The organism is Mesorhizobium sp. B2-1-8 (assembly GCF_006442545.2).
GTDB lineage: Bacteria > Pseudomonadota > Alphaproteobacteria > Rhizobiales > Rhizobiaceae > Mesorhizobium.
On the sequence record NZ_CP083952.1, the window covers coordinates 4699494 to 4712644 of the forward strand.

General features: G+C 64.0%; 10 protein-coding genes. 3 read left to right on the forward strand and 7 right to left on the reverse strand.

Annotated features, from left to right (window positions below; translation table 11 throughout):
• Nucleotides 1-57: 57 nt before the first annotated feature.
• Both rsmD and FJ970_RS23115 read right to left on the reverse strand, forming a co-directional pair.
• Nucleotides 58-612, reverse strand: coding sequence for a 16S rRNA (guanine(966)-N(2))-methyltransferase RsmD (gene rsmD, locus FJ970_RS23110; protein ID WP_140755641.1), 555 nt, complete (start codon nt 610-612; stop codon nt 58-60).
• Complete coding sequence (locus FJ970_RS23115) at nt 609-2615, reverse strand: pseudouridine synthase (RefSeq protein WP_140755643.1); 2007 nt, start codon at nt 2613-2615, stop codon at nt 609-611. The genes rsmD and FJ970_RS23115 overlap by 4 nt, the downstream gene beginning before the upstream one ends.
• Before the next feature lie 180 nt (nt 2616-2795).
• On the opposite strand from FJ970_RS23115, the gene FJ970_RS23120 reads away from it, so the two are divergent.
• Nucleotides 2796-3245 (forward strand): nucleoside deaminase, encoded by a 450-nt coding sequence (locus tag FJ970_RS23120; RefSeq protein ID WP_140755645.1) that lies wholly within the window; start codon nt 2796-2798, stop codon nt 3243-3245.
• Between the two features lie 36 nt (nt 3246-3281).
• Here FJ970_RS23120 and FJ970_RS23125 read toward each other — a convergent pair whose 3' ends face one another.
• The 3 genes from FJ970_RS23125 to FJ970_RS23135 form a co-directional block, all read right to left on the reverse strand.
• Nucleotides 3282-3959, reverse strand: a complete 678-nt coding sequence (locus tag FJ970_RS23125) for a hypothetical protein (RefSeq protein ID WP_140755647.1) — start codon at nt 3957-3959, stop codon at nt 3282-3284.
• Nucleotides 3960-4163: 204 nt separating this feature from the next.
• A complete protein-coding gene (gene ileS, locus FJ970_RS23130; protein ID WP_140755649.1) occupies nt 4164-7145 on the reverse strand; it encodes an isoleucine--tRNA ligase in 2982 nt (993 codons plus the stop codon).
• A gap of 283 nt (nt 7146-7428) precedes the next feature.
• The gene (locus FJ970_RS23135) at nt 7429-8241 is read right to left on the reverse strand and encodes a MipA/OmpV family protein (RefSeq protein WP_140755651.1); all 813 of its coding nucleotides are present in this window, start codon (nt 8239-8241) and stop codon (nt 7429-7431) included.
• 200 nt (nt 8242-8441) lie between these two features.
• Between FJ970_RS23135 and FJ970_RS23140 the strand changes: the two genes are divergently transcribed.
• Nucleotides 8442-8996 (forward strand): HdeD family acid-resistance protein, encoded by a 555-nt coding sequence (locus FJ970_RS23140; protein ID WP_140755653.1) that lies wholly within the window; start codon nt 8442-8444, stop codon nt 8994-8996.
• Between the two features lie 31 nt (nt 8997-9027).
• Here the strand turns inward: FJ970_RS23140 and FJ970_RS23145 are convergent, their stop codons facing one another.
• A complete protein-coding gene (locus FJ970_RS23145; RefSeq protein ID WP_140755782.1) occupies nt 9028-10008 on the reverse strand; it encodes a bifunctional riboflavin kinase/FAD synthetase in 981 nt (326 codons plus the stop codon).
• 6 nt (nt 10009-10014) lie between these two features.
• Complete coding sequence (locus FJ970_RS23150; RefSeq protein WP_140755655.1) at nt 10015-10875, reverse strand: TIGR01459 family HAD-type hydrolase; 861 nt, start codon at nt 10873-10875, stop codon at nt 10015-10017.
• Between the two features lie 258 nt (nt 10876-11133).
• Here FJ970_RS23150 and FJ970_RS23155 point away from each other — a divergent pair, with 258 nt between their 5' ends.
• Nucleotides 11134-13119: a TadE/TadG family type IV pilus assembly protein gene (locus tag FJ970_RS23155; protein WP_181178284.1), complete on the forward strand. Its 1986-nt coding sequence runs from the start codon at nt 11134-11136 to the stop codon at nt 13117-13119.
• Nucleotides 13120-13151 lie beyond the last annotated feature (32 nt).

Below are 13151 nucleotides of genomic sequence, written 5' to 3' on the forward strand. Positions count from 1 at the left end.
GTTGGTCATGTTGCCGGCAAAGGCGGCGGCAAAGAGGCCACTGCTGAAAGAGGCCTGTCAGGCAGCCTCGATGAAGCGGATGACGGTCTCGCCGTAGCTGCGCTCATCAAGCACGGAAAAGCCCGGCCCTGGCTCGAAGGGAACCGCCGCCGTCTCCTCGACCACGCAGAGCGCGCCGGGGCGCAGCCAGCCGCCAGCCTTGGCGGACCGCAGCGCGCGCTCGCCAAGGCCCTTGCCGTAGGGCGGATCGGCAAAGACGAGGCCGAACGGCGCCAGCGTACCAACCTCGCCCAGACCCGTTGCATCGCGGCGGAAGATCTTGGTGCGTCCGGTCAGGCCGAAGGCCTCGACATTGTCGCGGATCAGACCCCGGCCTTCGGCCGATTCCTCGATGAAGACGCCATAGGATGCCCCGCGCGACAGAGCTTCCAGACCAAGCGCGCCGGTGCCGGCGAACAGGTCGAGCACACGCGCGCCGTCCAGTTGCCCGGCAAAGCGATGCGCCAGAACGTTGAAGACGGCCTCGCGGGTGCGGTCGGTCGTCGGGCGGATGGCGCTGCTGCGGGGCGTCACCAACGGACGCCCGCGAAACTCACCGCCGACGATTCTCATCTTGTCCGGGGGCCCTTGGGGCCGCCGCGCGGCCGCTCACCGCCACCGGCGCCTCCTGGACGCTCGCCACGCGGCTTGCCGAATGGCTTTGCGCCACCTGGTTTGCCGGCGGGCTTGCCATAAGACGGCTTGAACGAGGCCTTGCGCGCCTTGGCCTCGGCCGCCTTGGCCGCATCAGCCTCCGCCCTGCCCTTGCCGATCGGCCGGGCTCCCGGCGCCATCCAGACATTGGCCTTGCGCTGGCCGGGCGGCTCGATCGGCCGCTGCTCGCGTTCGGATTTCTTGCCGCCGCCACGAGGCTTGTCACCGAATGCGCCGCGCGGCTTGTCGCCAAAACTACCACGCGGCTTGTCGCCAAAGCCGCCACGTTCCGGTCGCGGGCCGCGTTCGCCGAAGCCCTTGTCTGGTCTCTCGCCTCTGTCGAGGCTTGTCGACAGTTTGCCGAGCGCCTCGTCACGGCTGCCTTCCCGGCGCTTGCGGTTCTTGATCAGCCCGCCCTCGCCGATCGGCCGGCGCTCGCCGTCTCGCGTGAACTTCGGCCGTTCGGGCTCGGCCTCACGGACTTCGGTACGCCGCACCGGCTGGTTGGAAAACGGTTTTGTTATCTCGGCGTCGAAATTGGCGCCGGATTCCTCGACTAGGCGCTCGCCAAGCTGGTCGCGCAGCACCCGGCCCTTGATCTCCAGTACGTGACCCTCGGCGAGATCCTCGAGCTGGAACGGGCCGTAGGAGATGCGGATCAGCCGCGTGACGTCGAGGCCGAGCGCACCGAGGATGTTCTTGACCTCACGGTTCTTGCCCTCGCGCAGGCCGATCGTCAGCCAGGCGTTGGAGCCCTGTTCGCGATCGAGGCTGGCCTCAATGGCGCCGTAGAAGACGCCGTCGACGGCAATGCCTTCGCGCAGGCCGGCGAGCGCGCTTTCCTCGACCTTGCCGTGGACACGCACGCGGTACCGGCGCAGCCAGCCGGTGGCCGGCAGTTCGAGCACGCGCGACAGGCCACCATCATTGGTCAGCAGCAGCAGGCCTTCGGTGTTGATATCGAGCCGGCCGATGGTCATCAGCCGCGGCAGTTCGGCCGGCAGCACGTCGAATACGGTCTTGCGGCCTTCGGGGTCGCGGTTGGTGGTGACGACGCCCGCCGGCTTGTGGAACAGGAACAGGCGCGTGCGCTCGATCGGCGGGATTTCCATTCCGTCGAGATGGATGATGTCATTGGGCATGACGTTGAACGCCGGAGAGGCCAGCACCCGGCCATTGACCTTGACGCGGCCGGCGGCGATCAATTCCTCGGCGTCGCGGCGCGAGGCGAGCCCGGCACGTGCCAGGCGCTTGGCGATGCGCTCGCCGGCTTCTTCCGCTGCTTCGGCTGGTCGCGGACGTGGCCTGACGCCCGATGCGCCTTGGGGCCGATCACTGAAATCACGCTTGGGCCGGTCGCCTCCGAAGTCGCGCTTCGGACGGTCGGCGAAGTCTCGCTTCGGACGATCTCCGAAATCACGCTTGGGACGGTCGAAGCGCTTTTCGCCGCCCTCCGCCGAAGCAGAAACCGGACGGTCGCCGCGCGGCGCGTAGGGTTTGCGCGGCCCTTCGCGCTTCTCATAAGGCTTGGGTTCGCCTTCGGCCGCCATTGGACGGTCGCCACGCGGGGCATAAGGCTTGCGCGGGCCTTCGCGCTTTTCATACGGCTTGCGCTCACCTTCGGCCGCCATCGGTCGGTCGCCGCGCGGGGCGTAGGGCTTGCGCGGGCCTTCGCGCTTTTCATAGGGCTTGCCTTCGGGGCGCGGTCCCTTGCGGAACGGCTTGTCGCCGCTCTTGAAGTCGCGCTTCGGGCGCTCGCCTTCAGCGCCTGCCGGGCGGTCGCCGCGTGGGGCGTAAGGCTTTTTGGCACCAAAGGACGGCTTCCCGCCCTTGCTGGCGTCGCGGCCACGTGCGCCTGCCGGTTTCGGGCCACTCCTGCCCGGACCGGCTTTGCGCGGAGATTTCTTGTCGTTGTCGTCCATGTGGCCTTTGTCCGTTTGCGCTGCTACAGCGTGGCGCATCCGTTCGGCGCGCAACGAACGCTGTAGCATTTTTGATTTGGCGCATGATCATTCCCGAAAATCGAGTCCGATTTTCAGGTTGATGCGCTCCATAACAGGATCACCGCCGGGTGGCGAGGATATAATGGGAAGACAAACCGCTTGAAGAGGCCGGATTTCATGGCCCTGGCACTGCAGGAGGCCGAGGCGGCAGCCTTGCGTGGCGAAGTGCCGGTCGGCGCGGTGATCGCCAAGGACGGCACGGTCATTGCCAGTGCCGGCAACCGCACGCGCGAGCTTGCCGACCCGACGGCCCATGCCGAGATGCTGGTGATCCGTGAAGCCTGCGGCAAAATCTCCAGCGAGCGGCTCACCGGCCACGATCTCTATGTGACACTGGAGCCCTGCGCCATGTGTGCCGGGGCAATCTCATTCGCCAGGCTGCGCCGTCTCTATTTCGGTGCCGCCGACGAAAAGGGCGGCGCCGTGGTCAACGGCGTGCGCTTCTTCGCTTCTCCGACCTGCCATCATACGCCCGACATCTATCCGGGGATGGCCGAGACCGAAGCGGGCCTGCTGCTGAAGGATTTTTTCAGGGGACGTCGAGACTGAGCCAAGGCCGCCGCAAGATCAGCGGCGCGACCGTTCTTACAGCGACGGCAACCAGTCGAACCAGCCGCCCTTCTTGCCCTCGGCCTTTGCCTTGAGGCGGCGTTCCTTCTTGTACTCGTCTTCGCCGAGTTCGTTCTGCGGCGCGGCATCGGAGGCGACACGGTAGGCCAATGGCGGCTCGCTGAGGTACTTGCGCGTGTTGGGGTCGCCCTGCTTGCTTTCGGCAAGGCGGCGCTGGATCTCGGCGGCGCGGCCCTTGTCGGAATCGGCGGGCTTCCACGCCGGCGGATGGCTTGAGCCGGAGTCTTCCATCGCCTTCTTCACCGAAGCCGGATCCGTCTGCACGTCGTCGACGATCTCCGACTGGTAGGCCGGATCATTCTGGTGGGCGGTGGCGTCGGCGCGCAGTCGCGCGCGGCGCTGCTCGGGCGATTCGGGCCACCCTGCGTTTGCCGTCTGGATGCTTTCCTGAGGCGCAGGCAGCGCCTCCTTCTGACCTGGGGCCGGCTTCACCAGGGTAGGACGCGGCTTGTAGTCGATCGGGTCCTTGTGCTTCGGCGCGAAGGAAACGGCGCCTGTAAGATCGCCGGCCAGCTGTTCGGCGGCGGTCTTGTCGGTGCCATAGGTCGGAGAGCCCATGCAGCCGGATAAAGCGAGGCCCGATGCGACAAGCGGCGCCAACAGCGCAAGGCGCGCCTTATAACTCTCGGTCATGCCAAAAAGTCCCACTCTAGACAGCCTCTCAATCGCACCGGCCTTGTGTCCGGTCCCCATCATGCAAGCACTTGCGACGGAAATCCGGCGACAATTTGTCTTCCGGAGTTTCGCGTGTTTACCTCAACCACTCGTTAAGGGCAACGCACGGGCGGATTTGCACCGCCCGGCGTGGCATTTGTGCACTTCTTTGGGCGACAGGCACTAGAGCCTTCCCAGCGTCTTCAATTCGTGCAGCACCGCGGCATCACGTGCCGAAACATCCGGGAACTCCGGATCCTGCCCGACATCGGCCGTGTAGCGCCAGGACCGCGCACATTTGACCAGGCCGCGATCCTCCGCTTTCTCGACCACCACGGCGACGCCCTTTACATCGTCGAGGACAAAGGCGGTTTGCGGCGCCTCGCCATGGGCAATGACGAGATCGCTGGTGATCGCCATTTCGGCCATGTCGACGTCCGATATCGCCGCCTCGAGCGCCGCGTCGTTGATCGTGACCACCGGTACGGCCTCCAGCGAGGAGCCGATCACCTTCTGGGCACGGGCGATCTCGAGCGCACCGGTGACGACACGGCGCACCTGCCTGACCTTGCGCCATTTCTCCGCCAGCGCGTCGTTCTTCCAATTCGCCGGGATTTGCGGGAACTGGTCGAGATGCAACGAGACCGCATCGGGATGACGATCGAGCCAGGCCTCTTCCATGGTGAAGGGCAGCATCGGCGCTAGCCATTTCACCAGGCAGTCGAAGAGATGGCGCACCACCTGGACCGAAGCCTTGCGCTTCACGCTCGACGGGCCCTCGCAGTAGAGCGCGTCCTTGCGGATATCGAAATAGAAGGCCGACAGCTCGACCACCATGAAATCCAGCAGTGCGCGCGTGATGCGCTTGAACTCGAAGGCGTCGTAGCCCTGGCGCACCACCTCGTCGAGTTCTGCCAAACGATGCAGCATCAGCCGCTCCAGCTCCGGCATCGTCTCCACGGGAATGACCTCACCATCGTCATGGGCGAGCGTACCCAGCATCCAGCGGATGGTGTTCCTGAGCTTGCGATAGGCGTCGATGTTGGTCTGCAGCACGTTCTTGCCGAGCCGCTGGTCTTCCCAATAGTCCGTCGTCACCACCCAGAGCCGCAGGATATCGGCGCCGGACTGCTTGATCACATCCTGCGGCACGACCGTGTTGCCGAGCGATTTCGACATCTTGCGGCCATCCTCGTCCATGGTGAAGCCATGGGTGACGACGGTGTCGTATGGCGCCCTGCCCCTGGTGCCGCAGCTTTCAAGCAGCGAGGAGTGGAACCAGCCGCGATGCTGGTCGGAGCCTTCGAGATAGACATCGGCCGGCCACTTGAGGTCGGGCCGGTCTTCCAGGGTGAAGACATGTGTCGAGCCCGAATCGAACCAGACGTCGAGAATGTCCATCACCTGCCGCCATTTGGAGGCATCGTGATTGCCGAGGAAGCGCTCCTTGGCGCCGGGCGCGAACCAGGCGTCGGCGCCCTCCGCCTCGAAGGCGTCCATGATGCGCTGGTTGACCGCCTCGTCCTTCAACACGTTGCCATCCTCGTCGGCGAAGACGGCGATCGGCACGCCCCAGGCACGCTGGCGCGACAGCACCCAGTCGGGGCGCTCCTCGATCATGGCGCGGATGCGGTTCTGGCCGGCGGCCGGGACAAAGCGCGTCTCGTCGATCGCCTTCAGCGCACGGCCGCGCAGCGTGGTGCCGTCGCCGAGGTCCTTATCCATGTAGACGAACCATTGCGGCGTGTTGCGGAAGATGACCGGCTTCTTCGAACGCCATGAATGCGGATAGCTGTGCTTCAGCCGGCCGCGCGCGAACAGTGCGTTGCGCTTGATCAGTTCGTCGATGACCGCCTGGTTGGCGTTGCCCTTCTTGCCGTTGTCGTCGATGACGCGCGCCGGTCCGGCTTCGCGATCCGGGCCAACGCCGGGCGCGTCCTTGGTGAAGAAGCCGGCATCGTCAACTGTGAATGGGATTTCAGTGTCGATGCCGCGTTGGCGCAGCGCGGGCGCGGCATCCATCCAGGCATCGAAGTCCTCCCGGCCATGACCGGGAGCCGTGTGCACGAAGCCCGTGCCGGCATCGTCGGTGACATGGTCGCCGGCAATCATCGGAACCGGGAATTCGTAGCCGCCGCCGAGGCCCTTGAAGGGATGCGAAAGCACAAGATTTCCAAGCTGTTCGGCGCTGATGCCGTGAAGGCGCTTCAAGGTGACCTTGGCCTTGGCCTGGCTTTCCTCGGCCAGCGCATCGGCAAAGATCAGCTTCTCGCCTGGCTGCGGGCCAAATGCATTCTCGGCCGCCGTCACCTCGTAGAGACCATAGGCGACGCGCGGCGAATAGCTGACGGCGCGGTTGCCAGGGATGGTCCATGGCGTCGTCGTCCAGATGACGACATGAGCATCCAGCAGGTCGAGCGACCGCCCGCTCAGGTCCGGATCGAGCTCCGCCGGCTGTCCGTCCACGACGCTGGCGACGACGAGGTTGGCCACCGGAAACTTCGCCCAGATCGTGTCGGACTCGTAGTCCTGATACTCGATCTCGGCCTCGGCGAGCGCCGTGCGCTCGACGACGCTCCACATTACCGGCTTCGAACCGCGGTAGAGCTGGCCGGACATGGCGAATTTCAGCAATTCGCCGGCGATGCGCGACTCGGCGTGGAAGGCCATGGTCGTGTAAGGGTTCTTGAAGTCGCCGATGACGCCAAGCCGCTGGAACTCGCCACCCTGCACCGAGATCCAGTGCGCGGCGAATTCACGGCATTCCTTGCGGAATTCGTTGACCGGCACCTCGTCCTTGTTCTTGCCCTTGGCGCGATACTGTTCCTCGATCTTCCATTCGATCGGCAGGCCGTGACAGTCCCAGCCGGGCACATAATTCGAGTCAAAGCCGCGCATCTGGAACGAGCGGGTGATGACATCCTTGAGGATCTTGTTCAGCGCGTGGCCGATGTGGATGTTGCCGTTGGCGTAGGGCGGACCGTCGTGCAACACGTATTTCGTGCGGCCCGCCGCGCTCTCACGCAGCTTGCGGTAGAGGTCCATGTCCTGCCACCGCTTGACCAGCGCCGGCTCCTTCTCGGGCAAGCCGGCGCGCATCGGAAACTCCGTCTGCGGCAGGTAAAGGGTCTTCGAATAGTCGATCGTTGATTGGTCGTCGGTCATTGGTCTGCCATGTGCATGCCGGGCCACGTGGCTTGCGGCGTGGAATTCTACTTTATACGCATGCCGTGTTCCCAAACCGGGTTACTTCTGGGCGACATGCCTTGATGATCTGGAAAAGCGCGAGAGGCCGCGCGCAATAGTCCCGGCAGTTCCGACAGCCTTCAGGCTGCTGGGAACACCGGGCTGGTAATTCGTATCGTCGACGCGTGAAGGCGCGAAAAGCTCGTCATTGCTGGCTTTTAGCGGAGATGAGCGCAGGAATAAAGCGTCTCGTTCGATTCGCTTACATCTTGAAGTCGAAACGGTAGGTGGTCGACACGCCGACCATGAACTGGTTGCGGTCGCCGCGCTCCTTGACCAGGCTGGAATCGGCCGCCGGACCCTCGAGACGCGAATATTCGCCAAACAGGCTGGCGGTCATCGGATCGGTCACCTTCCAGGTCACGGCGCCACCGAGGCCGACGGATTTCAGGCCGCTGCCGGGATTGTACTGGCTCAGCCCCGAGGCCACGGCTTCCTGCGCGTTGACGCCATAATAGGCATCGAAATAGTTCGCCGAGGCAAAAGACACGCGCGGGCCACCCGAAATCCGGACGGTTGGCGTCACGTCGTAGAAAGCATCGGCGGCGATGTCGGCGACAAAGCCGTTATGGGCACGGATGCCATGCCGCAATTCGGCACGCGCGCGCATCCAGTCCGTCGGATAGAATTCGAAGAAGCCGCCGACCTCGCCGCCCCAGCGGACAGGATCCAAGCCCTTGAGTTCGTCGGCATCGCCATCGTCGCGCGAGAAAAGGAACTTGCCGGTCAGGCCTGCACGGACGCCGCCATCGTCGACAAGCGCCAGCGAAATATTGTCGTTGCGCGAGGTGAAGCGAGCAGCAGGGCCGGCCTTGCCCAGCGAAATGATGGGCTGGGCGCTCAGCATGTATTTCTTGCCGCCCTCGAAATTCGGCGCCACCAGTCCGGTCGCGCCGACCGTCAGATACCAGTCGCCGGACAGCCAGCCGAAAGCGCCATCGCCTGCCTCGGCCGCGCTCGACGTCGCCAGCACGACGGTAGCCAAGGCAATAGAAATCTTCCCGACCGGACTCATGGCCACTCCACTAACACGATACAACTGTCCTGCGGCGACAGCTTTGACGAGGGTTTGGTAAAATTTGATTTAAGGGCGAGATGTCCGGCTCGCATTGCCACCCCACGAGCCTGCGCCATCCGCCCCGCCGTCGGCTGGACGCGGGTCGGCACCAAGGGTAACCTCCTTGCATTCTGGCGGTCTTCAATGGAGGTGGCGACATGACCTTGCACGGCGATACATTGAAGAACGCGATCGGCCAGACGCGAGACAAATGGGGGTGGTTTGTCGGCCTGGGCGTGGTGCTGCTGGTCCTCGGCGGCATCGCCTTCGGCAATCTGTTCATCGCCACGGTGGCTTCCGTTTATGTCGTGGGGTGGCTGATGCTGGTGGCCGGCGTCATCGAGATCATGCATGCTTTCGGGGTCAAGACCTGGGGACGCTTCTTCTACTGGCTGCTCAGCGGACTGCTCTATGCGGTCGCAGGGTTCTTCGCTTTCGACAATCCGCTGCTGGCTTCGGCTGTGCTGACCTTCCTGCTGGCCGTCGCGCTCGTCGCTTCAGGTGCGCTGCGGGCTTGGGTCGGCTACAGCCACCGCCCGGAACGCGGCTGGGGCTGGATTGTCGCGGCGGGCGTCATCAGCGTGCTCGCGGGCCTGATCATCGCCATGGGCTGGCCGGTCAACAGCCTATGGGTGCTCGGACTGTTCCTGGCGATCGACCTGATCTTCCAAGGGTGGACCTTCATCGCCGTCGGTCTTGCGCTGAAGAAATAGGGAACTCGTTTCCCCTTTTTAGGGTCACGCTTCAGAACGCCACCGCCGCGTCCAGACTGGACAGCGGTTTGACGCCGCCAAGCAGCGCGCGTGCCTCGGCTTCATCGCGCTTCATCTGCACCACCAGTGCATCGAGCCCGTCGAACTTGATCTCGCTGCGCAGGAAGCCGAAGAACGAGACCGCGCAAGTCTCGCCATAGAGATCGCCGGAAAAATCGAAGATGAAGGTTTCCAGGAGCGGCGCGCCGTTGTCGTCGACGGTCGGGCGGCGGCCAAAACTGGCGACGCCGTCGTGCAGCGTGCCGTCGGCGCGCCGGAAGCGAACGGCGTAGATACCTTCCTTGAGCGTAGCTTCCGCCGGAAGCCTCATGTTGGCTGTGGGAAAGCCGAGCGTTCGCCCGAGCTGTTGGCCGCCGACGACCTCGCTTTCCACAGTGAAGCGATAGCCGAGCAGACCGGCTGCCTCTGCCACCTCGCCCTCGCAAAGCAAGGCACGGATGCGGCTCGACGAAATCACCTCGGCGCCTTCGTCGCGAAAGGCGTCGACGAGGGTGACACCGAAGCCATGGCGCTCGCCGGCAGCCATCAGATAGGCCGGCCCGCCCTGGCGGTCCTTGCCGAAATGGAAATCGAAGCCGGTCACGGCGTGGGTGACGCCCAGCGTCCTCTCCAGCACGTCGGTGACGAAGGCTTCCGCCGACAGCGAGGCAAAGCCGCGCGTGAAAGGTTGCTCGACGAGTGCGGCAAAGCCCAGCAGCGACAGGAGCCGCGCCTTCATCGGTGGTGGCGTCAGCACGAAAAGCGGCAGATCAGGCCTGAAAACCGTTCGCGGGTGCGGTTCGAAGGTCAGCACCAGGGCCGGCACGCCACGCTGCGTGGCCTCCGCCAATGCCCGTTCGAGCACGGCCTGGTGGCCACGGTGGACGCCGTCGAAATTGCCGATAGCCACGACGCCGGCTCGCAGATCGGCGGGCAACTGCGCGGTTGTCGTAAGATGCTGGAACGCGACCATTGCCACCTACTGCAGTCTTGCGATGACGGCCACCGGACGATAGCCGTGCCGCTCCAGGAAGAGACCGAGCCTTGCCGGATCCGGCCGGGAGGGATCGCCATAGTCGCGGGCATGAATACCGCCGGAGACATAGAGAACGTCGAAACCATTGTCGGCCGCGCCCTTGACGTCGGTAAACATGCCGTCGCCGATCGCCAGTATTTGCGGACGCCCGACCGGCCGGCCGAGAATCTCGGCCACCTCCTTCATCGCGACCTCGTAAATCGGCGCATAGGGTTTTCCGGCGATCAGCGTGCGACCGCCGAGCTGCGCGTAGTCGCGTGCGAGCGCACCGGCGCACCAGATGATCCGTTCGCCGCGTTCAACCATGATGTCGGGATTGGCGCAGATGAACGGCAGGTTCCTGGCACGCAACCGGCGCAGCAGTTCCGTATAGTCCTCGGGTTTTTCGACCTCGTCGTCGAACAACCCGGTGCACACGACGCCGGCGGCCTCGAATTCCTCGACGAGTTCGACGTCGAGGCCATCATAAAGGGTCAAATCGCGGTCGGCGCCGATGTGGAAGACTTTGCGTGGGCCCTCCGCGATCAGATCGCGTGTCACGTCGCCCGAGGTCACCACGCGGTCGTAGGCTGATGGCGGGACGCCGATCACGCTCATCTGTGCCACGACGTCGGCGCTGCGGCGCGGCGAATTGGTGATCAGAACGACAGGAGTGCCGGCCGCCCTTGCCGCCGCCAGCGCGGCCGCGGCCGCGGGAAAATGCCATTCGCCATTGTGCACCACGCCCCAGACATCGCAGAGAATTGCCGAATAGGCTTTCGAGACGTCTTCGAGCGAGCCAACGATTTCAGGCGAATCCGCCATGCCGTTTCCTTCAGTATGATCGTTGCGGGTGCGGCGGCCGACGGTTCGCCGCAGCCGGTTCGAATTATCCGAACCGGTCCAAGCTGTCACCAGCTTTCGCCTTGATCGGCACGAATTGCGGCGCATGCCGCGGCTTTGATTGGTTAGCGGTTGGTGAAGCGCCGACCAAGCAATAGAGCGGTTTCCCAAACCCGTCCTTCAGCGTTTTGTGGAAAGCTGGCGCCGACCGAGAATCCGTCGGCGGGGGCCGCTGCAAGCATGTTTGAAATCTGGCGTCAGTTCCGCCGCGACAGGCGCGGCAACTATGCTCTCATGACGGTTGTGGCGATGGTTCCGCTGATGGGCGGCCTGGCGATCGCTGTCGACTTCACGGAAATGAACCGTGAAAAGCAGATGGTGATGAATGCGCTCGACGCCGCCAACTTCGCCACAGCCCGCCGGCTGACGGAAGGTGCGACCGACGACCAGTTGAGAGCCTATGCGCTCGATTTCTTCAACGCCAATTTGAACGATATCGATCCCGCGAGCGCGACGCTCAACGTCACCTTGCCGAGCAACACCAGCGGCGGCGGCCTGCTGACGATGACCGCCCGGCTCAACTACAAACCCTATTTCTACCCCGCCTTCGCCCAACTCGTCGGCAAATCGGCGACCGATGCGAACCAGAGGCTCAGCTTCGACGTCACCTCGCAAGTGCGGCTGAAGAACACGCTGGAAGTTGCCCTGGTGCTCGACAATTCCGGATCGATGACCACGCTCGGCACGGGTTCGGGGCAAAAGCGCATCGATCTTCTCAAAACCGCTTCCAAGCAGTTGGTCGACACGCTGGCCCAGCAGGCGGTCATGATCAAGCAGGTCGACAAGCCGGTGCAATTCGGCCTCGTGCCTTTTGCCGCCTCGGTCAATGTCGGCCCCGGGAATGGCAATGCGTCGTGGATGGACACAGAGGGGCTGTCGCCGGTGTCGAACGAGAATTTCGACTGGTCGACGCTGAATGCCGCCAACAAATACGCTCAGCAAACCAACGGTATCTGGTACAAGCGCGGCACCGGCTGGGGAACCGGGGAAGGCCAGATGCTGACCCGGTTTTCGCTCTACCGCGACATGCAGGTCGTCACCAATCACGAGCGTGTCGTCAACAGCAAGCGCGTGGTCTGCGACCAATACAATTCGAACAACACCTGCAAGAGCAGCCACAACGAATATGATTATATCGATTCCTACGGTCCGTTCGCCAGTTGGCAAGGCTGCGTCGAGGCCCGGCCCTATCCCTACAATGTCAACGACGCCGCGCCGTCCGGCGGCTCGGCCAACACCGGCATCGGCGTCGGCGATCCGGCAACGATGTTCGTGCCCATGTTCGCCCCCGACGAACCCGGCAATCATTGGAAGCTCACCCAGGACCCCGACGAAGCCCCGCCGGTAACTTATGGCGCCGTCAACAGCTGGTGGAACGACGATCCAGCGAGCAGCAGCGGCCAATCGCGGCTGCGCAACATGGCCAAGTATTTCCAGCCGCGGCCGATCGATGCGCCGGCGCTGCCGGCCGGCAACGGGCCGAATTACAGCTGCACCACCAACCCGATCACGCCGTTGACCGATGTCAGCGTCGCCGACGGGCTCACCTCGATCAAAGCGGCGATCGACCTGATGCAGCCGAATGGCGGCACCAACGTCCCCGAGGGCATGGCCTGGGGCTGGCGGGTGGTCTCGAGCGGAGAACCGTTCACGCAAGGGCGGCCGGAAACCGAAAGAGGCAACGACAAGGTGGTGATCGTGCTCACCGACGGCGCCAACACCTATTACACGCCTTCGTCGCTGGGCTACTCGGATCCCGCCAACTCGAAATCGACCTATGCGTCCTACGGCTATCTCAACCCAGGATACAACGGCACCTCGGTTGGCCGCCTGTTCATGGGCACATCGAGCGCCATCGGTCGGTTAGACTATTCGAACGGCAACTACACCAACGCGCTCAACGAGCAGATGGCCACGCTTTGCAACAACGCCAAGGCAGCCAACATCATGGTGATGACGGTGGCGCTCGACCTGTCGACGACCAAGGCCAGCGACAAGCTGGCGATCGATGCGCTGAAATCCTGCTCGTCGGATTCGCGCTTCCGCAAGGATGCGACGGATCCGAGCAAACCGGCGAAGCTGTTCTGGAATGCGACCGGCGCCAGCCTGGCAAACGACTTCAAGGAAATCGGCAACGAACTGTCGAACCTGCGTGTGGTCGGCTAATCAAGAACCGCTCCTCTGGCGTAACGCCTAGG